General features: G+C 67.4%; 20 protein-coding genes. 5 read left to right on the top strand and 15 right to left on the bottom strand.

Translation table 11 applies throughout. The annotated features are described in order from the left end of the window. On the bottom strand, window positions 1–1692 hold the full coding sequence (locus tag WME97_RS10595; protein ID WP_437551701.1) for an Ig-like domain-containing protein: 1692 nt from the start codon (window positions 1690–1692) through the stop codon (window positions 1–3). Window positions 1693–2532: 840 nt separating this feature from the next. Between WME97_RS10595 and WME97_RS10590 the strand changes: the two genes are divergently transcribed. After that, complete coding sequence (locus WME97_RS10590; RefSeq protein ID WP_437551700.1) at window positions 2533–3615, top strand: transaldolase family protein; 1083 nt, start codon at window positions 2533–2535, stop codon at window positions 3613–3615. 125 nt (window positions 3616–3740) lie between these two features. Here the strand turns inward: WME97_RS10590 and WME97_RS10585 are convergent, their stop codons facing one another. From WME97_RS10585 to WME97_RS10535, 11 genes are all read right to left on the bottom strand, one after another. Continuing rightward, the gene (locus WME97_RS10585) at window positions 3741–4625 is read right to left on the bottom strand and encodes a MurR/RpiR family transcriptional regulator (RefSeq protein WP_437551698.1); all 885 of its coding nucleotides are present in this window, start codon (window positions 4623–4625) and stop codon (window positions 3741–3743) included. Further along, entirely contained in the window at window positions 4626–6125 is a 1500-nt protein-coding gene (locus WME97_RS10580) for a CoA-acylating methylmalonate-semialdehyde dehydrogenase (RefSeq protein WP_437551696.1), read from the bottom strand. It lies immediately after the preceding gene. A gap of 31 nt (window positions 6126–6156) precedes the next feature. Beyond that, window positions 6157–6873 carry an SDR family NAD(P)-dependent oxidoreductase gene (locus WME97_RS10575; protein ID WP_437551694.1) on the bottom strand — a complete coding sequence of 239 codons (717 nt, stop codon included), beginning with the start codon at window positions 6871–6873 and terminating at the stop codon, window positions 6157–6159. A gap of 79 nt (window positions 6874–6952) precedes the next feature. Continuing rightward, window positions 6953–7726, bottom strand: a complete 774-nt coding sequence (locus tag WME97_RS10570; RefSeq protein WP_437551692.1) for an SDR family NAD(P)-dependent oxidoreductase — start codon at window positions 7724–7726, stop codon at window positions 6953–6955. 9 nt (window positions 7727–7735) lie between these two features. Then, the gene (locus WME97_RS10565; protein ID WP_437551690.1) at window positions 7736–8353 is read right to left on the bottom strand and encodes an ATP-binding cassette domain-containing protein; all 618 of its coding nucleotides are present in this window, start codon (window positions 8351–8353) and stop codon (window positions 7736–7738) included. Then, entirely contained in the window at window positions 8350–9039 is a 690-nt protein-coding gene (locus WME97_RS10560; RefSeq protein ID WP_437551688.1) for an ABC transporter ATP-binding protein, read from the bottom strand. Before WME97_RS10560 ends, WME97_RS10565 begins: the two co-directional genes overlap by 4 nt. Then, window positions 9032–9781: an ABC transporter ATP-binding protein gene (locus WME97_RS10555; protein WP_437551686.1), complete on the bottom strand. Its 750-nt coding sequence runs from the start codon at window positions 9779–9781 to the stop codon at window positions 9032–9034. The genes WME97_RS10560 and WME97_RS10555 overlap by 8 nt, the downstream gene beginning before the upstream one ends. Next, window positions 9768–10745: a branched-chain amino acid ABC transporter permease gene (locus tag WME97_RS10550; protein ID WP_437551685.1), complete on the bottom strand. Its 978-nt coding sequence runs from the start codon at window positions 10743–10745 to the stop codon at window positions 9768–9770. The genes WME97_RS10555 and WME97_RS10550 overlap by 14 nt, the downstream gene beginning before the upstream one ends. A gap of 72 nt (window positions 10746–10817) precedes the next feature. Beyond that, window positions 10818–11723, bottom strand: coding sequence for a branched-chain amino acid ABC transporter permease (locus tag WME97_RS10545; protein ID WP_437551683.1), 906 nt, complete (start codon window positions 11721–11723; stop codon window positions 10818–10820). Between the two features lie 3 nt (window positions 11724–11726). After that, on the bottom strand, window positions 11727–13013 hold the full coding sequence (locus WME97_RS10540) for an ABC transporter substrate-binding protein (protein ID WP_437551681.1): 1287 nt from the start codon (window positions 13011–13013) through the stop codon (window positions 11727–11729). After that, window positions 13010–13909, bottom strand: a complete 900-nt coding sequence (locus tag WME97_RS10535) for an NAD(P)-dependent oxidoreductase (protein ID WP_437551680.1) — start codon at window positions 13907–13909, stop codon at window positions 13010–13012. The genes WME97_RS10540 and WME97_RS10535 overlap by 4 nt, the downstream gene beginning before the upstream one ends. 607 nt (window positions 13910–14516) lie before the next feature. On the opposite strand from WME97_RS10535, the gene WME97_RS10530 reads away from it, so the two are divergent. Further along, window positions 14517–15893, top strand: a complete 1377-nt coding sequence (locus WME97_RS10530; RefSeq protein ID WP_437551678.1) for a porin — start codon at window positions 14517–14519, stop codon at window positions 15891–15893. 325 nt (window positions 15894–16218) lie between these two features. On the opposite strand, the gene WME97_RS10525 is transcribed toward WME97_RS10530, so the two are convergent. Beyond that, window positions 16219–17781 carry an RtcB family protein gene (locus tag WME97_RS10525; RefSeq protein ID WP_437551676.1) on the bottom strand — a complete coding sequence of 521 codons (1563 nt, stop codon included), beginning with the start codon at window positions 17779–17781 and terminating at the stop codon, window positions 16219–16221. 541 nt (window positions 17782–18322) lie between these two features. Between WME97_RS10525 and WME97_RS10520 the strand changes: the two genes are divergently transcribed. The 3 genes from WME97_RS10520 (at window position 18323) to WME97_RS10510 (ending at window position 21598) form a co-directional block, all read left to right on the top strand. Next, entirely contained in the window at window positions 18323–19603 is a 1281-nt protein-coding gene (locus tag WME97_RS10520) for a hypothetical protein (protein WP_437551674.1), read from the top strand. A gap of 119 nt (window positions 19604–19722) precedes the next feature. Continuing rightward, window positions 19723–20757, top strand: coding sequence for an AraC family transcriptional regulator (locus tag WME97_RS10515; protein ID WP_437551672.1), 1035 nt, complete (start codon window positions 19723–19725; stop codon window positions 20755–20757). A gap of 301 nt (window positions 20758–21058) precedes the next feature. Beyond that, the gene (locus tag WME97_RS10510) at window positions 21059–21598 is read left to right on the top strand and encodes a hypothetical protein (RefSeq protein WP_437551671.1); all 540 of its coding nucleotides are present in this window, start codon (window positions 21059–21061) and stop codon (window positions 21596–21598) included. A gap of 89 nt (window positions 21599–21687) precedes the next feature. Here the strand turns inward: WME97_RS10510 and WME97_RS10505 are convergent, their stop codons facing one another. Continuing rightward, on the bottom strand, window positions 21688–23121 hold the full coding sequence (locus tag WME97_RS10505; protein WP_437551669.1) for a DUF2252 domain-containing protein: 1434 nt from the start codon (window positions 23119–23121) through the stop codon (window positions 21688–21690). A gap of 97 nt (window positions 23122–23218) precedes the next feature. Next, entirely contained in the window at window positions 23219–23998 is a 780-nt protein-coding gene (locus tag WME97_RS10500) for a hypothetical protein (RefSeq protein ID WP_437551667.1), read from the bottom strand. Between the last annotated feature and the right edge of the window lie 105 nt (window positions 23999–24103).

The raw sequence follows: 24103 nt of genomic DNA, 5'->3' as shown, positions 1-24103 counted from the left end.
TCAGGGACCGGTCGTGAACGTCGACTTGAACTCAGCCGCCATGCCGTTGCCGACGAGATCCTTCATGCCGTCCTTCGGCAGGACGATCTCGTAGGTCGTGTTCGGCATCAGGTCCTCGTCGGGATCGAAGCTGACGATGCCCATGTACAGGCCGAAGCTCCCCTTCAACGGCTGCCCGCCCATCGGCCTTACGATAAAGCTGCCGTGGTGAACCGTGGCGATCTCGACGTTGTCGGTGAGGCTGAGGCCGATACGCGACTTCCTGGACAGCCCCGTCGCCCCGTTCTTCGGAAGCACCGTGTCGACCGCCGGGGGCGTGGTGTCCGGCTCGGTCGAGTGCGCGGCGATGACCATGCCGCGGTAGGGCAGCTCGTCGTCGGCCAGCACCAGCAGGCTGCCGACCGGGATCGAGAACTGGTCGTCGCCGTTCGTGAACTCGAGCCGCCCCCAGACCCGGCTCTTGATCGACATCTTGTGGATGTCGCGCACGTCGATCTTGGAGACGCCGGCGTCCGGCCGCAGGTGACCGAGAAACAGGGTGCCGTCGGAGAAGCTCATGTACTCGGACCCGGCGGGGTAGCCCATGGCCCTGAACGCCGAGTCGGGCAGCGTGGCGATGGGTGAATTGGCCGAGCCGATGTCGGTGGGGTCGGTCAGCACGTCCCACACGCGCAGCGGCGACTGCACGTAGATGTGCTTGCCGTACAGACCGCAGATGTAGCTCTTGCTCGGGGTGATGAAGTCGAGCGCGACCGGGTTCATCGGATCGCTGATGTCCATCGTCGCGATGCCGCCGTTGTCCTTGGGCGTCGTGATGACCAGCGTGTTGCCCACGGCCCACAGCGGACCGGCGCTCACGCCGCCGAACTGCGAGATCGGGATCTTCTTGACGAACTTCACGTCCTCGGGATCCGCGGCGTCCAGGATGTGCAGGCCCGTGTTGGTGCCGCCGACGTAGATGACGCTGCCCTGCCAGTACATGCCCCAGACGGAGTCGGTGAAGTCCCCGTAGTTGATGCCGTCGAGCTTGACGAGCCTCACGTGACGAGGCGCGCGGGCGTCGGTGACGTCCCAGATGTCGACGCCGGTGCCCGAGGTGGTGACCTGGTAGAACTTGTCGCCATAGCGGCCGAGCGAGGTCTGATGCGACTCCGCCTCGCCGACGCCCTTGGGCCCTCCCCTGGGATCGAAGCCAGGGCTCTGGATGCGCGAGAGCATCTTCGGGTTGGTCGGATCGGCGATGTCGTAGAAGACGATCTCGGCGTTGCCGGCGCCCTGAACGTAGCCGTTGATGACGATCGGCTGGTTCTGGTGATGGCCCGCCTCGAGCGTCGGCGACACCAGGCCGTCTCGCCAGCTGTTGCGCGGCAAGTTGATCTTGTTCGCCGGCATGGGCATGTTTGGGATCTTGCCTTCCGGGGCGGTGATCATTTCCGAGCCGATGGGCTCGGAGCCGCCGCTGCCGGTCGTGGCGCCTCCGCCCGAGCCGCTCGTGGAGCTGGAGCTGGAGCTGGAGTTGCCGCTCGTGGCTCCTGTCACAGGCATCGGCGCCCCGCCGCCAGAGCCCGTCACCACGGATGTGGTGACGCCGGAGCTGCCGCCGTCGTTATCTTCCGGCGTCGAGCCGAGCTCGGCGCCGCCGGAACACGCCGCGAGCAGGGCGGCGAACGAAGGAAAGCCAACCCAACGCATCCTTATCGTCTTCGAATGCATTCCTATCCTCTTCTGTAGGCGGAAATCACGACGGATGGTCACCCCGCGGTAGCTTGAAGCCGACAGTGTCCGCCCGCTGCCGCGCGGCCCCACCGACGCACGGACTCGCCGACGCACCGACGCACGGACTCGCCGACGCACGGACGCGCCGACGCGCCGACGCGCGAGGTGACCTATTGAGAAGCGATTGTGAACGTTCACGTATTGTTCGTCAAGCTCAATCACCGTTCGAGTTCTCGAGAACTTATGCCGTGTGAAGGCGGCGTGACCGTGCACAACAACGCGGGCCAGCATGCCCTCGCCCCGCGGGGGATGACATACCCCTCATCGCGTTCGCGATGCGTGCCTTCAGGCTGGCCAGCGCCGCTGGCAAGGCAATGCAGCCGGCGCGTGCGGTGCCGAGCGACGAGAGTCCGCGCCCGCGCGACGGATTGCCTGGATCGTCGGGGGGGACGGAACCACGTGACCGGCCCTTGTCGGATCGATCTCCGTGATCAGGTTGATGCCGAAATCATTGGGATGGTCGATGTCCCATTGCACAGGCCGTTTTTGATGAGCATGTAAGTCTTGCAGCTGTCGGGATCGACGAAGACCTAGTTGTCAAAGCCGGTCCCTCGCTCGTACGACATGTCGCTGCCGGGCGGCGCGTAGGGGAAAACATCGACCTTCTTGGGCTCTGACCACGGGCCGTCGAGGCTCGAGTCCCGCTCCATCCGAGGAAGTTATAACCTGGGGCGGGCGCCGCGGTCACGGTGACCGAGCTGCGAAATTCCTATTCCAAGTCTTGCCAATGCGTAGAAAATATGTTCCAATATCAAAATGTCCACCGCATTCCGCAGCCCCCTGCACGAAATGGCCTCCACCACCCCCACGGACTTTTGGAGCGACTCGTGCGCGGTAGGCGAGCTCAAGTATGCCATCGAGCACGGCGCGGTCGGCGCCACCAGCAATCCCACCATCATCGCCAGCGTTCTCAAGACCGAGTTCGGCGACTGGAAGGCGCGCGTCGAGGAGCTGTTTCAAGCGCAGCCCACGTGGACGGAGGCGCAGATCGCCTGGAAGCTGATGGAACAGATGTCCGTGAAGGCTGCCGGCCTGCTCATGCCCGTGTTCGAGCGGACGGGAGGCAAGAAGGGCTGGTTGTCGATCCAGACCAATGCGGAATTTCACAAGAGCCCGGATGCGCTCGTGAGCCAGGCGCTGCATTTCGCGTCGCTCGCCCCCAACCTGCAGGTGAAGATTCCGGCGACCGCGGCCGGCATCCAGGCTATCGAGGAAGTGACGGCGCAGGGCGTCAATGTCAACGCCACTGTCTCGTTCACGGCGCCGCAGGCCGTCGCCGTCGCCGAAGCCGTCGAACGAGGGCTCAAGCGCCGTGAGGCAGCGGGTCATTCCACGGCCAACATGGTCCCGGTCTGCACCATCATGGTCGGCCGCCTCGACGACTGGCTCAAGGTCGTGTGCGAACAACAGGGCAAGGTGCCGACTCCCGGCACGTTGGATTGGGCCGGCGTCGCGGTGTTTAAGAACGCGCTCAAGACCTTCAAGCAGTCCGGTTACCGCACGCGCCTGCTCGCCGCCGCCTACCGCCATCACCTGCACTGGTCGGAGCTGGTCGGCGGGGACGTCATCCTCACGATTCCTCCGGAGTGGCAGCGCAAGTTCAACGCCTCCACCGTCCCGGTCATCCCGCGCATCGACAACCCGGTTCCGCCGCAAGCCATGACCGAACTTTCCGAGCAGTTCGAGGACTTCCGGCGCGCCTACGATCCCAAGGGCATGAAGGTGGCCGAGTTCGACGGCTTCGCCGCCACCCGCCGCGCGCTGCGCGCCTTCCTCGATGCGTATTACGGGCTGCTCAGCTTCATCCGCGACCTGCGTATTCCGAATCCAGACAAGTGAGCTGACCAGCGCCGGCCGGCGGCTGGGGCCCGGGGGGCTGCCGCGTCGCAGCCCGCCCCCGCGTTGTCGCACCTCTCCGCGACCGCTTGCCTGACGCCTGACCACGCCTGAAGCCTTCAGGACAATCATTTCGACTTCTTGCCGTTACTGTGGCTGCGCTTGGCCTCCACGGCGCGGCCGACGCCGACGATGAGCGTGACGGCCAGCGTAATGGTGACGGCGAGCGAGCGGAACATGCCGACCGAGGCTTGCTGTACTTCCAGGCTGACGTCGGCGTGCTCGGCGAGCGGGCTGAGCGGGCTGTCGGTCATGGCGATGATCTTGACGCCACGCTGCTTGGCTTCACGCACGACCTGCGCCACGTCCGGCGAATACGCCTTGGAGCTGATGGCGAGGATGACGTCGCGATTCGTGGCGTGGCCGACCTGCTGCATGAACATGCCGCCCACGCCGTCCACCAGCACGTTTCGCACGTTCATCTGGCTGAAGGCGTAGGCCAGGTAGCAGGCGATCGGGAAGGAGCGGCGGTGCGCCACCAGGTACACGATCTCCGAGTCCGTGATCAGCTGGTAGGCTCGCTCCAGCAGCGGCCCCATCCGCTTTTGCTGCTGCAGCCGGCGCAGGCCGTCGATGTCCGCTTCGATGAACTGGTCGAGCAGCGCGCTGGCGTCGTCCTTGGCTTCTTCGCTCGGGGCGCCATCGGTGCCGTTGAGGGAGCGCAGGCGCTCCTTATAGTCCGGCATGGCGTCGGTCACCCGCGTGCGGAACACGCGCTGCATGTCGCTGTAACCGGAGAAGCCGAATTCCTTGGCGAAGCGGATGAGGCTGCTGGGTTGCACACCGGCGCGCTGCGAGACCTGCGCGATGGTATCGAGCGCGAGCTCACTGGGGTTGTCGAGAGCGTGGCTGGCGATCTGCTGGAGACGCTTGCTCAGGCTGGGAAATTGCTTGATGATCGCTTTTTCCAGCTGATCGTACGTCTCCGGATGCGGAGGTTCGCGCGGTCTCATTTATTTCACCGTCGGCATGGCGAAGCTCGCCCCGACGCTGGCGCCTCGCGGCCAGCGTGACGTGACGGTCTTCATGCGCGTGAAGAAGCGGACGCCTTCCGGACCGTGCATGTAGTGATCGCCGAACAGCGAGGCCTTCCAGCCGCCGAAGCTGTGGAACGCCATCGGCACGGGGATGGGCACGTTCACGCCCACCATGCCGATCTGGATGCGCTTGGTGAACTCGTCCGCAGCGTCGCCGCTGCTGGTGAAGATGGCGCCGCCGTTGCCATAGCGGTGGGCGTTCACCAGCTGGATGGCGGCGTCGAGCGTCGGCACGCGGACGACGGCGAGCACCGGGCCGAAGATCTCTTCCTGGTAGATCGTCATGGCCGAGGTGACGTGGTCGAACAGGCAGCCACCCAGGAAGAAGCCGTTTTCAGATCCCGGAATCTTGAGGCCGCGCCCGTCGACCAGCAGCTTGGCGCCTTCCTTGACGCCGAGGTCCACGTAGCCGGAAACCTTCTCGAGGTGTTGCTTGGTGACCAGCGGCCCCATGTCCATCCCCGGCTGGTTGCCGGGCCCGATCTTGAGCGCCTTGACCCTGGGGATGAGCGCCTCGACCAGGCGGTCGCCCGTTTCCGGGCCGACCGCGACGGCCACCGAGATGGCCATGCAGCGCTCACCGGCCGAGCCGTAGGCGGCGCCCATCAGCGCGTCGACCGTGTGGCTCAGGTCGGCGTCGGGCATGACGATCATGTGGTTCTTGGCGCCGCCCAGAGCCTGCACCCGCTTACCGGCTCGCGTCGCGCGCTGGTAGACGTTCTCGGCCACGGGCGTGGAGCCGACCAAGCTGATCGCCGCGACGTCTGGATGCTCGATGAAGGCGTCGACGACTTCCTTGTCGCCGCTCACGACGTTGAACACGCCCGGCGGCAGCCCTGCCTGCGCCCACAGCTCCGCGAGGCGCAGCGACAGCGACGGCACCTTCTCCGACGGCTTCATGACGAAGGTGTTGCCGCAGGCGATAGCGATCGGCGCCATCCACAGCGGGATCATGGCCGGGAAGTTGAACGGCCCGATGCCGGCGCAAACGCCGAGCGGCTGGCGAAAGGACCAGCTGTCGACGCCGCGCGCCACGCCCTCCGAGTACTCACCCTTGAGCAGCTGCGGAATACCGGCGGCGAATTCCACGACCTCCATGCCGCGCGTCACGGAGCCGCGCGCGTCCTCCAGCACCTTGCCGTGCTCGGCGGTGACGAGCCCCGCCAGTTCGTCCATGTGCTGGTCGATCAGGCCCTTGAGCTCGAACATGACGCGCGCGCGCCGCACCGGTGGCGTCGCCGACCAGCTCTCGAATGCCTGCTTGGCGACGGCCACGGCGCTCGACACCTCGGCGGCCGTCGACATCGGCACCTTGCTCGTGACGGCGCCGAGCGCCGGGTTGAAGACGTCGCCCCAGCGCTGAGTGGAGCTGTCCGTCATCTTGCCGCCCACGTGGTTCTGCAGTTTCTTGATCATGTCTTCGTTACCTATCGAGGCTCGGGCCGCGCTACTGGCAGGCCGTCAGGCCTCCGTCGACGTACAGGATTTGCCCGGTCACGAAGTCGCTGCCTGGGCCGCAGAAGAACAGCGTCGGTCCGACGACGTCCTCCGGCTCCGCGGCGCGACCGAGCGGGATGCGCTCGAGCAGCTTGGCTCGTTGCTCGGGGTTCTTGAGGACGTGTTGCGCCATTTCGCTCTGCACGAAGGTCGGCGCCACGCCGTTCACGTTGATGCGATGCGGCGCGAGCTCCACCGCGTGCTGTCTGACGATCATGGCCAGGCCGCCCTTGCTCGAGGTGTAGGCCGAATAGCCTTTACCCCGCAGGGCCAGCGAGGCGCGCACGGACAGGATCTGCACCTGGCGTCCGCCTTGCCCTTGCTGCACCTGACGCCGCGCGACGGCCTGCCCCAGGAACATGGCCGCCTTCAGGTTGAGGTCGAGCACGCTGTCGAAGCTCTCCTCGGTCGCCTCGAGCACGCTCTGCTCGCGATGAATGCCGACGGCGTTGACGAGGATGTCGCAGCGCCCGAAGTAGTCGCAGACCGCGTCGACCGAGCGCCCGATGTCCTTCACCGAGCGGGCGTCGAAGGCGACGGCCTTGGCTTCCGCCCCGGTAGCGAGCACCGAGTCCGTCACCGCGCGCAGCTTGAGCTCGTCGGTGCCGCCCACCACCACCTTGGCGCCGGCTTGGCCCAGGCCGCGCGCGATCGCCGCGCCGAGCACGCCGGTGCCGCCCGGTACGTACGCGACCTTGTCGGGCAAGGTCCTTGAGATGCTGGGCGCGGTGGTCCTCATGATGGCCTCAATCCAGGTGCAAACCGCCGTTGATGTCGAGCAGCTCACCGGTGATGAAGCCGGCCAGGGGCGAGGACAGGAACACCACGGCGTGCGCGATCTCCTCCGGCTCGCAGAAGCGGCCGACGGGGATCTGCTTCAGCGTCTGCTGCCGCTGCTCCTCCGTGAGCTGCTCGGTGATCATCCTGGTCTTCACGTAGGCCGGCGCGATGGCGTTCACGGTCACGCCATGCGGCGCCAGCTCTCGCGCCAGCGAGAACGTGAGCCCGCCGAGCGCGCCTTTGGACGCCGTGTAGGCGGTGCCGGCCGTGAGCCCGCCGGTCTTCATGGCCACCGAGCACATGTTGATGATGCGGCCCCACTTGCGCTCGCGCATATAAGGCACCCACTCGCGGCTCAGGTGGTACGGTCCGTCCAGGTTGACGGCCATGATCTTGCGCCACTCCGCCGGAGTGGTCTCCGCCAGCTTGTGGTTGGAGAGCACGCCCGCGTTGTTGACCAGGATCTCCACCGCCCCGACGCGCTCGCGCACGTCGGCGCACGCGGCCTCGATCTGCGCCGGGTCGCTCAGATCGAACAGGAGCGGGTAGGAGCCTTCGCCAAGGGAGGCCGTCACCGCATCGAGCGCCGCGCGATCTGCGTCCGCCAGCACCACGCGGTGGCCTTCGGCGTGCAAGAAGCGCGCGATCGCCGCGCCCATGGCGCCGCCGGCGCCCGTCACCATCGCGACGCGGCTCGGGTTGTTGCTCTTGTTCTTCGTTTCGATTCTAGGCGGAGTCATTTTCGTTGCTCAGCAATCTGCGAGCGCGCCCAGGTAGTCGCGCACGCCCGTATGGTCCAGCAGCCTGCCGTACGTCGGCAGCTCCGCGACCTGACCACCGGCCACGAACAGGAAGCGCTCGCAGTGGTCACGCATGATGTCGATGTGAAACGGCTCGTAGGGGTGAACGCACAGCATGACCACGCGGCCGCTCGCGCGGAGCTGCTTGAAGAAGCTCAGCATGAAGCCGATGTAACCGTCTTGCGTGCTGAACTGCGGCTCGTCGAAGATGTGCACCAGCGGGTAGTCGGACCCCGCCGGCTGCAGCATGAAATTGGGCTTGGTCTTCTTGACCGAGCGCACCTGATACGACTGGTGATAGTGAATCACCATGCGGTCACGCTCGCGGTACTTCACTGATTGAATGTCACGCCCGCCGCACAGGATCTGCCCGCTGGTCGGCACGTTGCTGCCCGACAGCATCTCGAACAAGGTCGTCTTGCCCGCGCCGTTCGGCCCCATCACGCCTATGATCTCCGGCCCTTCGATGGTGAACGAGGCGCTGAGGCTGAACGTCTGCTTCCTAGTGAACAGGCCGCGCGAGTACGTCTTCTTCAGGTTCCGCACCTCGAGGATCGGCGCCGTCATGACAGCTCTCCCAGCAGGTGTTCGTCCTGCAGCAACGCCCTGGCCGGCCCGTGGTGCACGACCCGGCCGCTGCGGATGACGTACGCGCGATCGCACACCGCCAGCACGCTGCGCACGTTTTGTTCCACCACCAGCACGCTGATGCCCTCGTCACGCAGGCGCGCGATGGTCTTCATGACGTCCTGCACCAGCTTGGGCGCGAGGCCTTGCGACGGCTCGTCCAGCAGCACCAGGCCGGGACCGCCCAGCAGCGCCCGGCCGATGGCGACCATCTGCATCTCGCCGCCGGAGAGGTTCTCGCTGTCGCGATCGAGAAGGTACTCCAGCGCGGGGAACAGGCCGAACACGTCCTTCTCGCTCCAGCTGCGGAACGCCGTCTTCTTCTTGCCCAGCTGAAGGTTTGTCCTCACCTTGAGCGCGGGGAAGATGCGGCGATCATCCGGCACCCAGCCGATGCCGGCGCAGGCGATGTCGCTCGTGGCCGCGCGCGTGATCTCGCTGCCGCGGAAGCGGATGGCCCCGCGGCGAGCCGGCGTGAGACCGAGGATGGAGCGCAAGACGGTCGTCTTGCCCGCTCCGTTCGGTCCCAGGAGTGCCACGGCCTCGCCCTTGCCGACGCTCAGATCGACGCCGAACAGCGCCTGCGTCTCGCCGTAGAAGGTCTCGATCCCCCGGATCTCAAGCATCGGCCGGCGCTCCCAGCTTCGCTCGGCGCACCCACGGATCCGAGCGCAGCTCGTCCGGCGTGCCCTGCGCGATCACCTGGCCCCAGTGGATCACCGACACGCGATCGGCCAGGCGGAACAAGAAGTCCATGTCGTGCTCGATCATGACGATGGTGAAGCGGCGCTTGAGCGTGAGGATCAGCTCCAGCAGCCGGTCGCGCCCTTCGGCGCCCATGCCTTGCGTGGGCTCGTCCAAGAAGAGCACGCGCGGCTCCGCCGCGAGCGCCACGGCGATCTCGAGCGCGCGGCGCTGGCCGTAGGACAGGTTGATCGATCTGCTGTCCAGGTGCTGGCCGAGCCCCACCTGCTCGACGATGCGGATCGCCTTGTCCATGGCGGCGGAGTCGGCGGCGACGCTCTTGAACGGGTTCATGCCGGAGCGGCGCATCTCCGGCACGGCGAACAGCACGTTCTCCAGCACCGTGAACCCGTCGAACAAGCTCATGATCTGGAACGAGCGCGCCACACCCCTCTGCGCGATCTGCCGCGGCGACAGGCCGGTGATGTCCTGTCCATCCAGCAGCACCTGCCCGCGATCCGGCGGAAAGTGACCGGTGAGCACGTTGAAGCAGGTCGACTTGCCGGCGCCGTTCGGGCCCATGATGCCCGACAGCTGGCCCTCTTCGAACGACAGCGTGATGTCCTCCAGGACCACCCGATCGCCGAAGCGCTTGCTCAGGTGAATGGCCTCAAACAGAGCCATTTTCCGCCTCCGTAGGCAGCTGCTCGGGTCCGGCCGCGCGAGATCGGCCCAAGAGCTTGGCGCGGTGATGTTGAAACGCGCCGGCGATGCCTTCGGGCTGGAACAGCACCACCGCCATGAAGAGCAGGCCGTACCAGAGCAGCCAGGTCTCGGTCGCGGCGCCGAGCAGGTCGCGCGCGACGATGAACACCAGCGCGCCCAGCACCGGCCCCCAGAAGCTCACGGTGCCGCCGCCGATCAGCACCGCCATGACGATGAAGCCGGAGCTGTGCACGCTCATCACGTCCGGATAGGCGCTCTCTTGTGACACGGCCAGGAGCCCGCCGGCCAGCCCAGCGAACACGCCGGACAGCGCTATCACGGCCCACTTCGTGAGCCACACGTTGTAACCGACGAAGCGCGCGCGAGACTCGTTCATGCGGATGGCTTGCAGCGCCTTGCCGAACGGCGAGTGCACCAGGCGCCACAGCGCCACGATCGCGAGCGCCAGGATGGCGAGCACCACGTAGTAGAGCGTGACGTTGTCCCCCAGATCGAGCCCAGCCAGCGCCGGCCGGCGAACGTTGAGCAAGCCGTCTTCCCCGCCCGTGATCGAGTGCGCCTTCATGGCCACGAACCAGAACACCTGCCCGCAGGCGATCGTGAGGAGGGCAAAGTAGATGCCGCGCCGGTGCGCCACGAGCGCCCCGACCAGCGCGGCGCCGACGCCGCCCGCGACCGCGCCGAGCGCCAGGCAAAGCAGCGGATTTTGCGACCAGTTCAGGTAACACAGGCCGTAGACGTAGGCGCCGACGCCCAGGAACGCGCCCTGGCCGAACGCGGGCAGGCCCGTGTAGCCCATCAGCAAGTTGTAGCCGAGCGCGTACAGCGTCCAGATCGCGACCTCGATGCCGAGGTACTGATAGAGCCCGACGTGCTCGGCCCAGAGCGGGAAGCTCGCCATCAAGGCCAGCGTGATCAGCATGGGCCTCGTGACCCAGGCTTGGCCGCGAGCCTGACTGTCTCTGGCGGTGATGGGTGTGTAAAGCGACATCGATCAGGCCTCGAGCGCGCTCTTCTTACCCATCAGCCCGCGCGCGCGGACGCTGAGCACCAGGATGAGCAAGAGGTACATGGACATGACCGACCACTCGGCGGCGTATCCACCGGTGATGCCGACCGTGATGCCGACGAGCATCCCGGCGAGCACGGCGCCCCAGAAGCTGCCGACCCCGCCCAGCACGATGATGAGAAACGACGGAATCACCGCGTCGACGCCCACGTGCGGGCGCAGGCCCCAGATCGGCGTCAGAATGATGCCGGCCAGCGCCGCCAGGCCGGCGCCGATGGCGAACACGAACAGCCGCAGCCGACCGATGTTGATCCCGAGCGCGCGCACCATCTCGGCGTCGTGCGCGCCGGCCTTCACGCGGGCTCCGTAGGGCGTCTTCTCCAGGAAGAGCCACACCAGCGCCATCAGCACGATGCCCAGAAAAGCGGCGAAGAACCGGTACCTGGAATAGATGAGGTCACCGGCCATGAACGCGCCGTTCACGGCCTCCGGCACCGGCAGGTTCTTCTCGCCCGGGCCCCACGCGATGCGAATGCCTTCTTCGAGCACCAGGGAGGCGCCGAAGGTGAGCAGGAGGCCGTACTCGGCCTTCTTGCCGTAGGTGCGGCGGACGCAGCGCTCGAGGCCCATGCCCACGACCCCGAGCACCAGGGGCGCCACGATCAGCGCCAGCGCGTACCTGAGCGCCAGCGGCAGCTCCAGGTACGTGCTGGCCGCCTCACCCATGAACCCGGGATTGATGATCTCCACCGCCAGGTAGGCGCCGAGCGCGAACAGCGAGCCGTGCGCCAGGTTGATCACCTCCATGACGCCGACGATGAGCATGAAGCCGAGCGCCAGCAGCCCGAACAGAATGCCGAGCGAGATGCCGTTGATCAGGTGGGGCAGCACGGCTCACGGCTCGTAGACGGGCGTCGACTCGATCGGCTCCAGCTTGCACTTGGCGTCCGCGTCCCTGTCGACGACCTGGCTGGGGTCGGCGTGGCTGAGGATCTTGAACAGCTCGTCGGGGTTCTGCGACTCGAGGTCGGCGGTGGCCAGGTAGATGGTCTGCTGCAGCTGGTGCGTCGCCGGGTTCATGTAGGCGTCGTGGTGCTGCATGCGGTCTTTGGCTGGAATTTTCAGGCCTTCCAGCTCCTTGATCACCGCGTGGTTCTTGGTGGTCTTGGCGCGCTCGACCGCCTCCAGCAGCGAGCGGGTCGCCCAGTAGCCGTTGTAGAACACGTTGCCCGGCGTCTTGATCTTGGAGTCGGGGTTGGCCTTCGCGTACCTGGCGTTGAACTCCTTAACCCCGGGCAAGTCGAGCCCCTGGTACCAGGTCGTGCCGAACACGCCGAACAGGTCCGTGCGCGGCAAGCCGTAGATGTCCGGCCAGTCTTGCTGGTTGTTGATCCAGGCGTACTTGTCGCCCAGCTTTATCTGCGCGACCTGCGCGCGCAGGGCCTTCAAGTCGTCGCCGCCGACGGCGGCGGCGATAACGTTCGGTGCCTTCTGCTGCACTTTGAGCAGGATGGCGCTGAAGTCACGCGTGCCTTGCGGCACCAGGATCTCGTCGATGATCTCGCCGCCGTTGTCCATGACCACCTTCTTGGTAGCCTTGGCGGTGTCGTGACCCCACACGTAGTCGTTGGTGAGCAAGAGCCACTTCTTGCCGAACTTCTCGATCGCGCCCTTGGTGGAAGCCTGGGTGAAGTTGCTGCCGTTGGCGTCCCACACGAACTTCACGCGGTGGCAGTTCTCGCCGGCTTCCGTGGCGGAGCTGCTGTTGGTGTTGAGGTAGATGACACCGTACTTCTGCGCCACCTGGGATATGGCGTTGGCCACACCGGAGCTGACGCCGCCGACGAGAAAGGCGACCTTGTCCTGCTTGATCATGCGCTCGGCGACGCGCGACCCCGTGGCGGGCGTCGTCTCGGTATCCATGTGAACCCACTTCACGGGGCGACCGAGCACGCCGCCCCTGGCGTTGGCCTCTTCGATGGCCATGATGATGCCGCGCTTGTCGGAATCGCCGCTGTTCGCGTACTGGCCGCTGGCGTCGGCCGTGATGCCGATCAGGATCGGCGGCTTGCCTGACTCCGCTTGCGAGGAAGCTCCCGCGGCGCCAGCCTTCTTGTCGCACGCTGCGGCGAGCGCGCACAGCACGCCCACCCCCACGAGGTTCAGGATGCGAGAGGTCATTTCCTGAGCTCGATGCCGTTTTGCTTGCAGTGGGAGGCGACCATGTGTCCGACCAACCCGTCGGAGAAGCCGGAGTTGAGCGCGGACACGAGCGAGTTGAGCACCGCCGGCCCCATCGGCGCCGTGAGCGGCACGTCCGCCACCATGCGGTTGTAGTAACGGAGATCTTTCGCGGCGTTGGCGAGCGTGAAGTTGAGCCCGCTGAAGTCTCCGCTCTCCAGGATCTTCGGCACGATGAGCTGGAAGATGCCGCTGTTGGCGCCGCCGCCGCCCACCACCTTGGCGAACTTGCCGAGGTCGACGCCGGTGGCCGCGCACGCGCACAGCGCCTCCGCGATCAGCGCCGCGTGCCCCATCGTGATGAGGTTGTAGATGAGCTTGGTGCGGGCGCCGGCGCCGACGCCGCCCATGTAGAAGACGTTCTCACAGAACGCTTCCAGCACCGGCCGCACCTCACCGAACGTCTGCTCGTCGGCGCCGACCATGGTGTTCAGCCTGCCCGCCTCGGCGTCCTTGGGGCTGCGCGCCAGCGGTGCGTCGGCGTAGGACGCGCCGAGCGCCGCCAGGTCTTTCGCGACGCGCTCGCTCATGGCCGGCTCGCCCGTGGAGCAGTCGAGCAAGATCATGCCCTTCTTGACGGCGCCCAGGATTCCGTTGTCTCCGTACACGACCTGTTCGATTTGCGGGGCGCCGGTCACGCACAGGATGACGACGTCGGAGGCTTCGGCGATAGCGCGCGGCGTCCTGGCTTCGCTCGCGCCTTGCGCGAGCAGGTCTTCGATCGGCTTGCGATTCCTGTGGGCCATCACGGTGACGGGGAAGCCTTTGGCCAGGAGGTTCTTGGCCATGCCGTGCCCCATCAAACCCACGCCGATGAACCCGATCTTCCTTGCCATGATGGACTCCTACCAGGGCGCCGATCGCAGGATCTTCGCCTCCACGCGCTCTGATTCGCTCTCGCCAGCAGCTCTGGCTCAGGAAACCCCTCCGTAGAATATTTGTTCCATTTTGTCAACCGATAGAATTCGGTTCCAGAGCGGCTCGCAGGCGAGCCTGGAACGCCCGAGCTCGCCACACAGAGCTCGTGACACAGGACGTGCTTTGGGTGGCACGCAGGGCCCTACAGCCTCAGGACGAGCGCATCAGGATCTCTAACTATCCGACAATACTACTGATCTTTGTTGCAGATCACGCTGGTCAGACTGCAGTGACGCTGCATGTTTGCACGGTTTGATGCGCTCGCCCCGCCTATGACCGCGACCTGCACCAGCGAATCGTCGAGGCTCACGCCGACGGCGAGGGGAGCCTCCGGGAACTGGCCGAGCGCATCGCCGTCGCTCCGAGCACCGTGCGGTAGGACTTTTAGAATTTATATTTCAAAAATTTTTCGTTTGGACTATTTGTTCCTATCGCTGCATGCGTCGCCGGCTTGCTGTCCAGGCCGGCCTTCGTTCGAGATCCAGGCAGAGGAGGTCGGCAAACGTGCTTCGTTCAAAGAGAGTCGTGCGTGCCCTCGTGGTCTGCGCGGGCGCCCTGGCCGCGCTGCTGTCCTCGTCGCCGGCGCGAGCCGAGATCTTCCTGCTCAAGAAGGAGAAGGTGGACGACTGGGAGGTCTCGACCAACGGCCGCGTCGACGCCTACCTCAACTGGATCGGTGGTGAGACGATCAACGCGGACAACCTGGGCAACAAGGTCGACCCCGATGACCCTGCCTCGACCGATCGGTACATCTTGGTAGGACCGCAGATCGCCATCCGCGGCAACCCGACGCCCGCTGGCGCCGTCGGCAACACCGTCACCGACACGGATCTGACTACGTTCCGCATTCGTGGCGGCTTCGCCAGCACGATCCTGGCGTTCAACGTCTACAAGCAAGTTTCGCCGGACGTGAAGCTCACCATCAAGCTGGCGTTGTGGGCCGGCATTCAGAACGCCCAGACCAACAACGTGCGCCAGTTCAACGATGCGGCCTCGGTGGACTTCCGCGAGCAGTATGTGGACCTGTCCGGCAGCTGGGGCGCAGCGTGGGGCGGTCGCCGCCTCGGCTTGTTCAATCGCGGCGGCATGAGGATGAACTGGGCTCTGATCCACCAGCACGGCGTGGGTCATCCGTGCAACGTGGACTCGTCAGGGGCGGCCACCTGCGGCCACACCGGCGTGGGCTCGATGTTTCCGTCGCGTCACGCGCAGCTCGGCTACGCCACGCCGGAGCTCGCCGGCGTGCAGCTCTCGTTGGCGGCGCTCGACCCGGCCATGATCGACAGCTCCTGGAATCGCACCGTCGCGCCGCGCTTCGAGGGCGAGCTCACCTTTCGCAAGGTGTTGAACGACAAGCCCGTCGTAAAGGACGAGGTCAACGCCTGGGTCAACGGCTTGACGCAGATGGTCGGCCGCACCACGGCGTCACCGTCCGACCCCGCCACGCAGGATCCCGGCATTCCGGCGGACGCGGTGCGCAACGTTTGGGGCGTCGGCGTCGGCGCTTGGGGTCGCTATGTCGGCTTCGGTATCGGCGCCACGGGTTGGCTCGGCCAGGGCCTCGGCACCGCGTGGGCGCTCGGCAACACGGCCATCGACAGCATCGGCGAGCTGCGCACGCACCACGGCTACCTGGCAGCCGCGAACTACCGCGCGGGTGATTTCGAGGTCGCAGTCTCCTATGGCTCCACCAACGTGACGGAGACGGATTGGGACAAGGCCGCATCGAACCCGGTGAAGATCAGCGTGATCAAGGAGGTGCGCGGGATCGGCGGTAAGATCGCCTACTATATGACCCCTGTGGTGTTCTCGATCGACGGCATGAATCTGAAGCACACCTGGCATCGCGGTGAGACGCAGGACGCCAACGTCGTCAGCGCCGGCGTGCTCGCAGAGTGGTAGCTGGAAGCATTGCCGCGCCTCCGCACACCAGCGTGCGGGGCCTCATGAGGCGCTCGGCGTAGCGCATCAACCGGAAGCCAGCGCGGGGAGGATCTCGGCGCGGCGATCGAACGTCTCGCGCATGCCGGCCTCCATCCCGACTGCAAGTGCGCGTCGCGATGGTCGGAATTCATCCCGCCGCAGGCCGACTTCGACCTGTTCTCTAGGGGCAACTTCGCCCGGATGGACCCGCCGAAGCACCGGCCGGACTCCTGGTGGGTGGAACCAGGAGCCCGCGCAGCTCAGGCACCCGCTCGCGGGAGGAGCGCTCGTCCGGGTCGTGCTCCTATCCCTTGACCGTGACGAGCGGCCAGAGTCGCGCCACGCGCCGCGCGATGCCCGCCTCCTCGACGGAGCGCACCACCGGCGTGATGGGCTTGTAGGCGTACGGCGCCTCCTCCTTCATCCGCTGGTGGTACTTCGCGAGGATGTCGCGCCGCCGCCGCACGTGGGGCGCGTCGGGGTCGAGCGGCGTCACGATGTGCAGCTTCTCGACCGCGCGCCGGTAGACGTCCTCGTCCGCGTGCGCGGAGCGGCCTCGCGTGAGGCTGCGGCCCGCGCCGTGGCACGCGCTCGCGAGCAGCGCCGCGTGCCCTGCGCCCGCCAGCACCCAGCTCGAGTCGCCCATCGAGCCGGGGATGATCACCGGGTCACCGGTGTACGAGAACGCTCCGCCCTCGCCGTCCGGTCCTCCGGCGGGCGTCGCGCCCTTGCGGTGCAGGTAGCGCGGCTCGGCCCCGTCGGGCTCCCAGATGAGGTTGTGCGGCGCGTCGTACACGAGCGTGCTCGTGACCTCGCGGCCAAGGACCTCCCGCATCGCGCGCACCACCATGAGGCCCAGGAAGAGGCGGTTCGCGAACGCGAAGTTCGCGGCGTTCCGCATCGCGTCGAGGTAGACGGAGGCCTCGTGGGCGTGGGGGCCCACCGCCGGCAGCACATAGAAGCCGTGCGCCGGATGGGGCACCCCCGCGGGGTACAGCGCGCGGGCGCGCTCGTTGAAATAGCCGCCGACCGCGTGTCCGAGCCCGACGGAGCCCGCATGGGCCATGATCGTGACGGCGTTCTTCGAGAGCCCGAACGAGCGCGCCGTCGCGCCGTCGACCAGCTCGTCGACGGCCTGTATCTCAACGAAATGATTGCCGCCGCCGACCGTGCCGATCTGGATGTCACGCCCGTCCGCCCGGCCCGACGCCTGGATGTACGCGTCGAACGCGAACGTCCCACGCGCGGGGAGCCCGCCGTGGAAGTGCACGCGATCGAGATCCGCGCGCTGGGCGCGAGGATCGTAGTGCGCCCACAGGCCCGTGCGGGCGTTGTCCGCCGCCGTCTCGTGCAGCCCGGACAGGCCATCACGGAGCATCGCCGCGCGCTGGCGCGGCGACATGGGGATATCGCGCTGGCCCTGGAAGAAGATCGCGCGGAGCCGCTGCTTCAGGGCGCCGATGTGCGGCGCGAGCTCGTCCCGGTCCACGTCCGTCGCGAGCAGGCGCATGCCGCAACAGACGTCGTTGCCGACGGCCTGCGGCACCACGAACCCGCGGGCATCCACGACGGTGCCCACGGGGATGCCCGCGCCCTTGTGAAAGTCGGGCGTGAGCACGATGGAGCGGATCTCGCCGGCTGAGCCGCCCCAGAACGGGGCAATCCTGCCGGCCTTTTCCCATGTCTGAAGATCGCGGAGCGTGCCTTCAAGCGAGGCGAACCGGAGGAGCTCCTCGATGCCGTCGGCCTCGACGACGACATCTTCCCTCGCCACGAGGGTGATCGGAATACCGAACGGATTGTCGATGCGGGCCGTCGCGCCATCCAGGCGACGCACCACCGCATCGAGATGCAATTTGCCAACCATGCTGCTGTCCAATCCACGAAGACGCACGCGGCCGGCGCGATCACGCGACGGGGCCGCGGCTCACTCTCCCCCGATTTGGACCCGGTGCGCGAACGAGGGGATCGCACACCGCAGCAGCGGGGCTCACTATAAACCAGGAGCGCCGGTCGTCAAGCGGCGCCGGCCGGCTGGCGCGGGCGCAGACGGCTCCCATGCGGAGGGGGACGCGGATGTGGGTGCCCTGGAGGAGCGGTGGCTCCGGGTCGAGGAAGCGGGCGACGATGAGGTCGGCTATCTCGCGCTCGCGCCCGAGGAGGAGCGCGAGCTCCAGCGCGCGCCAGGCGTTCAGGAGGCGTTGCACGCGAACAAACCCGGAGTCGCCGGTGGAAATGGCCGATTCGACCAGCTCGCTGGCCGGCGCGACCAAGCCGCCCCTGAGGCCAATCGCTACATCTGCCTCATGTCCAGCCGCGGAGGCGCGCGTCGCGCCTCGCCGGACGCGTGGAGGCTCAAAGCCATGATCGGTCGAATGGAACTCTCGCGAAATTCAAGGAGGGGCTCAATGGCCCTCGCGCTCGCCACCACCCTCGCGGTCGCAGCGGGCTGCCCCATGTCGGATGATGATGATGGCGCCGGCGGCAGCTCGACGAGCGCTGGGCACGGCGGCTCGTCGGCCTCCGGCGAGGGCGGCTCGTCGAGCGCCGGTGAAGGCGGCTCGTCGAGCTCCGGCGAGGGCGGCTCCTCGAGCTCCGGTGAGGGCGGCTCGGTCCGCTGCCCGGTCGCGACGCACAACGGGATCATCTCGATCCAGGATGTATCGATTCAAGGCGCGCCGCAGGCGGGCCACGGCCTCACGGTGCAAGTCCTGTTCACCCCCTCCAGGCCTCCCGCTTACGAGCAGGTGCCCGGGGAGATCGAAGGGTGCAAGGCGTGGGTCTACGACACGCAGGACAATCCGCCGCCGGCGCTGACGGATCAGGGGGTGATCACGATTGCCGGCCTCGAAGGCGGGCCCCTCGCGTGCCGCTTTGCTGGCTCGGGTTATGTGTGCCCGACGTCGACGGGGGCAGGACAGGCGAGCGTCGCTCCGGGGCAGACGGGGACCGCGGCCTACACGATCGAGGGCGCGACCTTCTCCGCAGCGGATGTCGGCCGTTACCTGCGCGTCACCGGCGCGGCGAACGCAAAGAACCAGGGCGCGTTCCCCATCGTCGCCGTGGAGTCGAGCACGACGGCGATCGTGGTCAACCAGGGCGCGGCGGAGGAAGCCTTCGCGGCCGAGTACACCGTGCTCGCCGGGGCGGGGCCCGTTCCGAACAACCCCGTCGACCCGATCGAGGGCGGCGACGAGGTCGTCGTGGGCATCTCGCCCGGCGGCGAGATGGCCTTCGACTTCCCCGACAGCGCGCCGATCGTGGCCGGCGAGGCGTTCACCCCCGACACGGCGTCGGCGGCCGCCCTCGTCGCGGTGCCGCTCGACGGCAGCCCATTGACGCTCGGCTGCGGCGGCCCGGGGGGCAGCTGCAGGCCGGCGCAGGCCACGCTCGTGCGCCTCACCAGCACGGACGGCGACGTCGAGGGCGCGTCGCCGTTCGCGATGCCCCCGCCCGCGCGCAAGCAGGTCGAGATTCAATGCGTCGCGCTGGGAGGTGATGGCACGCTGACCATCCCGGCCGAGGCGATGAAGCTGCTCCAGGAGGCCCACAAGGTCTCCCCGATCTCGCGCATCCGGACGGCGCTGATGCGCGAAGGATGGGCGGGCCCCGCGAACGCCCCCTCCCTGCCTCCGAACATCACGACCATCCTCGTCGGCCACGGGCTCCTCGGCTTCACCAGCCCCTGACGCCCGCGGTGCCTGCGCCCTGATCGGCGCGTCAGAGCGCGCTCGCCCCACCGCGCTCTCGCGCCGCGGCGAGCACCGGCGAGCGACCGCCGGTGCGGATCCTGCATAATCGCGGGCGCATGCACCGCCCGCTGCCCACCGTGATGACGTCCGTGGCCAGGCTGGTCGTCGACCTCGGGCTCCGCGACGGCATCCGGCTGGGCGCGATGGAGCGCGCCGCGCGCCTGCCGTCGCTCGCCGCCGATCCCGACCGGCGCATCGAGATCGACCGGCTGCTCGATCTGTGGACCTATCTGGGTCAAACGCTGGACGACCCGTCGCTGCCGATCCGCGTCGCGCAGCGGGCGACGGTGGAGGACCTGCATGTTCTCGGCTTCGCCATCATGAGCGCGCCCTCCATCCGCCATGCGTTCGACACCGCGGCGCGGTACAGCGCGCTCCTGACCGACTCGGGCCGATGGGAGGCGATCGAGAGCGGGAAGCGCGCCGAGGTGCGGTGGCATCGCCTGCGGCCGCTCACGCTGGGGCACCGCCTCTCCAACGAGACAGCGCTGGCACAGAACCTCGGCTGTCTGCGGCAGATGGCGGGCGACGACCTCACGCCGCTGGAGGTGAGCTTCCGCCACGCGGCCCCGCCGCGCCGGACTGCGCACGTGGAGTTCTTCCGTTGCCCCGTGCGGTTCGACGCGCCCTGGGACGGGATGGTGTTCCGCCGCGAGGTCCTCGACATGGTGCCTGTGGGCGCGAACCAGAGGTTATGGGAGTACCTGTGCCGGAGCGTGAGCGCCCTCTGCGAGCAGCTCGCGCCGCCGTCGATCGCGGACGGCGTGCGGCACCAGCTCGTCCGCGCGCTCGCGAGCGCCGAGGGCGGGATACCGACGCTGGACGACGTGGCTCGCTCCCTCGGCACGACGGAGCGGACGCTGCGCCGGCGCCTGCAGGGCGAGCGGACGAGCTTCCGGAAGCTTGTCGAGGAGGTGCGCCGCGACCGCGCGGCCGACATGCTGGCGAGGAGCAGCGTGACCGAGACGGCGCTCCGGCTCGGCTTCTCCGACACGACCGCGTTCAGCCACGCGTTCCGGCGCTGGTTCGGCTGCCCTCCCCGAGAGCTCCGAAAGGGCCCGCCCGCCGGCGCGATGAGCACGCGGCGGTGACGCGAGAGCGGGGCGAGACGCGCCGCGACGGAGGCGCGCTGCAACGTTGTGACCGCCGCCTGCGTTCAACGGATCGTCCTACGGCACTGGAGAGCCCTCGGGCTTGCGGTGCAGCGCCGCTGGTGAGATCCTCCGTGCGAGAGGTCACCAGAGGCGCTCGAATCGACAGACCTGGTCCGCCGGCTTCGGTCGACCAGTCCACGACTCGTTAAATGGCATAAGAGTGATGTGCTGCGAATGCCCTCCAACGCATGCCGACACTTCTGCTCGATCGCCCCTGGCCGACGAATGAAAGTTCGCCATGAATCCCACCGACAACTCACTCCGTTCAGCTGGGCGACCAGCACACCCGCGGCGCGTGACAACGCTGACGCTGCTGTACGGCGGCATCATTCTCGTGCAAGTAGTGCGGCCCGCTGTCAGCGCCCTCGCACCAGCGCCGCTGCGACAAGCGCTCGATGCAGCCACTTGGATCCCAGGCTCGCTGTTCGTCGCCGGGATCATCGTGGGGCTGACCTGGCTTTATAAGGCGTGGGCGCGAGTGCCAGCTCCCGCGCGCCAGACCTACGACGGAAGGCACGTCGAGCCGGGAGACGCCGTCGTGAAATTGTTCATTCCGTTGTACGGCTACTATTGGATATTCGTCGCGAACGTCGGCTTGTGCGGCGCCATCGAGAACCACGCCCGCCGACAATACCTCGCGCGTCGTGCGCCCTCGACCCTTGCGATGGTCGCTTGCATCGTGCAGGTCATACCGTACGTCGGGCTGGTCCTCGGTCCGCTATTCTGGTTGCCGTTCATGATAAAAGTAGACCTGGCCCAACGTGAGCTCGAGGGCTGAGCACCTCTTCTGGATAGACTCTTCGCGGGAACTCCCAATTTCAACGGCTTGTCGACCAGAGCGGCTCGGCGCTCCAGGAGGCGGACGGATCACTCACGCTCGGCCTGGATGCGCCCGCTCTTCACCGCGGCCGCCAGCGCCTGGTGGTCGCGCTCGGTCTGGTCGGCATAGGCGATCGCGAATGCGGCGACCGCCTTGTCGAAGGTGTCCGCCTTCCCGAGGTAGGCCGCGATCGCGATCCGATCGCCCGAGCGCGCGTGTGCGCGCGCCAGAGTCCAGCCGCAGAGGCCGCCGTACGTCGTCAGGAGGACCCGATCCAGCGCGGCGATGTCCACCGAGAACTTCCAGTCGCGCAGCTGGCGCACGTAGAAGTCGCGCTCGATCCCGTCAACGCCCTTCACGCGCTGCCAGCCGAGGAAGATGTCGCTCGCGGCCTGCATCAGCCGCTGGCCCGCCACCACGCGCTGGCCGCTGTTGGGGTACGCGCTCTTGCCAAGGAACCGCTCGAGGACCGACGCTTGCGCCTCCTTCGCCTGCAGGAAGAGAGGGTCCTCCTCGTCACGGCCGAACAGCAGGATGATCCAGGCGCGCGCGCCGACGCTCCCGACCCCGACGACCTTGTGGGCCATGTCCGCGAAGTTGTACCCCTCCAGCACGTGCCGCCGATCGGGCTGGAGCGTAGCGCGATAGCCGCGCAGGATCTCGCGCACCTGCTGCTCGAGCTGCTCGCGGTCCACGCCCTTCACGAAATCCTCCATCGGGACGATCAGGGGAGGATCGCTGATGATTCGCCGCCGGCCGCCCACCTCGCGCGTCAGCTTCTCGTAGGCCTGAAGGCTGTCCTTCGTCCGCGCCTTCGCGACGTTGCGCTCGGTGACGTTCAGGCGATCGCGGCCCACCTGCGAGCGGAACCGGTCGAGGATCTGCTGGATGTCGAGGCTCGCGTACCAGACGTCGAGGTTGCGGAGCGGCGCGAAGCTCCGCATCGCCTCGCGGTACGCGCGGACCGTCGTCAGGACGATGTCGGACCGCGCCGACTTCGAGAAGCCGTTGTCGCGCCCGGCGAGCTCCATGCTGGCGGCCAGCCGCTTCACGTCCCAGTCCCACGGTCCCGGGAGCGTCTCGTCGAAGTCGTTGATGTCGAATACCATGCGGCGCTCGGGGGATCCGAACACCCCGAAGTTCGAGAGGTGCGCGTCGCCGCAGAGCTGCACCCTCAGGCCCGAGCGCGTCGTGGCGGCCAGATCGGAGGCCATCACGCACGCTGCTCCCCGGTAGAACGTGAACGGGGAGACCAGCATCCGGCCGTAGCGGATCGGCACGAGCTCTGGCACGCGGGTCTTCGCTTGCTCCTCAAGAAGCGCGATCGGATCGGGCCGGTTGGGCAGCGCCTCCCAGTTCGCATGCGCGGCACGTGGGATCTCCGCGCGCTCCGCCTTGCCGCGAGCCGCATGCTCCTCGGCGGAGAGGTGCGGCATCGCCCACTCCCCCGTGACCGTGGATGATCCGTCGAGTGTGACCATCTCCGTCTTCCGTCCCTCCCTCGGCGTTCAACGTCCCGCGACCGCGCGGGACGCGCCGTTCAGCTCCTCGCACGTCCGCCAGACGCACGAGGGATGCTCAATTGCCCATCGTTCGCCGCAAATCGTTCATCGCCTGCTGGCTCACCTGCAGAGCCCCCTCCTGCGGGCGGTCGAGGTCGGCGGTCAACAGCATGACGACCGAGAGGCTCATGACCAGCGTCGCGACCGTGGGGGACCGGCGCGTCTTGACCAGACCGGCGTGATAACCGACGGCCATCAGGTTCAGGATCGCGACCGCGAAGAGCGCCGCCCACAGGACCCCTGGAATACCGCTCCGGATGGCCACGTTGACGCGCGTCGTGTGGAGCTCGATCGTCCGGTTCAGCGACTCGATGAAGAGCGCCACGACGGGCGAGCTGGGGTGGTCTCGTCCGGCGGTCTCCGCCTCTTTCCAGAGCTCCCGGTGCAGCTCATCCGAGCGCCGCACCGCTTGCTCGACGTTGCCGAGCCTCACCCCCTCCAGACGCGACGCCACGTAGTCACGCAGCAGCGCGCGGACCTTCGCACCGCGGTCGCCGGGGAGCAGGCCGGCGCGCAGGTAGGTCGTCTTGATCGCGTTGGCCTCGTCGACGACCATATGTTTCCTCGCCTCGAAGCGGGTCGCCGCAAAGCCGAACGTGAACGCCAGGACGAGCGCCAGCAGACCCATCGTGGTTGTGACCAGGGCGAGCACGTGGGCCCCGGCCTCCCCCTCGGACCGGCGCAGCCGGTATCCTCCCAGCCGATAGCCGCCCTCGACGGCGAGCACCAGGACCACGATCATGATCCCCAGGAGCAACCAGAGCGGAATTCGATCGAGCGGTCCAGGCACGGGCATCGACGCACCTCGCTTCAATCACGGCGCTTCGCCGTCACGAAGACGGAGCATGTTGCCGCGGCGCCGGCCTGGGCGCTCGCCCTCAGTCCGACAGCCCGGCTGGCG

The organism is Sorangium sp. So ce367 (assembly GCF_051520455.1).
GTDB classification, from domain to species: Bacteria; Myxococcota_A; Polyangia; order Polyangiales; family Polyangiaceae; genus Sorangium; species Sorangium cellulosum_B.
This window is presented reverse-complemented; position numbering and strand designations above follow the sequence as displayed.

Bases quoted from the DNA above. Each gene is read 5' to 3' on its own strand.
- WME97_RS10535 (WP_437551680.1), bottom strand. From the start codon at position 13,909: ATGGCAAGGAAGATCGGGTTCATCGGCGTGGGTTTGATGGGGCACGGC.
- WME97_RS10570 (WP_437551692.1), bottom strand. From the start codon at position 7,726: ATGACTCCGCCTAGAATCGAAACGAAGAACAAGAGCAACAACCCGAGC.
- WME97_RS10590 (WP_437551700.1), top strand. From the start codon at position 2,533: ATGTCCACCGCATTCCGCAGCCCCCTGCACGAAATGGCCTCCACCACC.
- WME97_RS10565 (WP_437551690.1), bottom strand. From the start codon at position 8,353: ATGACGGCGCCGATCCTCGAGGTGCGGAACCTGAAGAAGACGTACTCG.
- WME97_RS10580 (WP_437551696.1), bottom strand. From the start codon at position 6,125: ATGATCAAGAAACTGCAGAACCACGTGGGCGGCAAGATGACGGACAGC.
- WME97_RS10515 (WP_437551672.1), top strand. From the start codon at position 19,723: ATGCACCGCCCGCTGCCCACCGTGATGACGTCCGTGGCCAGGCTGGTC.
- WME97_RS10510 (WP_437551671.1), top strand. From the start codon at position 21,059: ATGAATCCCACCGACAACTCACTCCGTTCAGCTGGGCGACCAGCACAC.
- WME97_RS10555 (WP_437551686.1), bottom strand. From the start codon at position 9,781: ATGGCTCTGTTTGAGGCCATTCACCTGAGCAAGCGCTTCGGCGATCGG.
- WME97_RS10585 (WP_437551698.1), bottom strand. From the start codon at position 4,625: ATGAGACCGCGCGAACCTCCGCATCCGGAGACGTACGATCAGCTGGAA.
- WME97_RS10525 (WP_437551676.1), bottom strand. From the start codon at position 17,781: ATGGTTGGCAAATTGCATCTCGATGCGGTGGTGCGTCGCCTGGATGGC.
- WME97_RS10550 (WP_437551685.1), bottom strand. From the start codon at position 10,745: ATGCTGATCACGCTGGCCTTGATGGCGAGCTTCCCGCTCTGGGCCGAG.
- WME97_RS10520 (WP_437551674.1), top strand. From the start codon at position 18,323: ATGGCCCTCGCGCTCGCCACCACCCTCGCGGTCGCAGCGGGCTGCCCC.
- WME97_RS10560 (WP_437551688.1), bottom strand. From the start codon at position 9,039: ATGCTTGAGATCCGGGGGATCGAGACCTTCTACGGCGAGACGCAGGCG.
- WME97_RS10505 (WP_437551669.1), bottom strand. From the start codon at position 23,121: ATGGTCACACTCGACGGATCATCCACGGTCACGGGGGAGTGGGCGATG.
- WME97_RS10500 (WP_437551667.1), bottom strand. From the start codon at position 23,998: ATGCCCGTGCCTGGACCGCTCGATCGAATTCCGCTCTGGTTGCTCCTG.
- WME97_RS10595 (WP_437551701.1), bottom strand. From the start codon at position 1,692: ATGCGTTGGGTTGGCTTTCCTTCGTTCGCCGCCCTGCTCGCGGCGTGT.
- WME97_RS10540 (WP_437551681.1), bottom strand. From the start codon at position 13,013: ATGACCTCTCGCATCCTGAACCTCGTGGGGGTGGGCGTGCTGTGCGCG.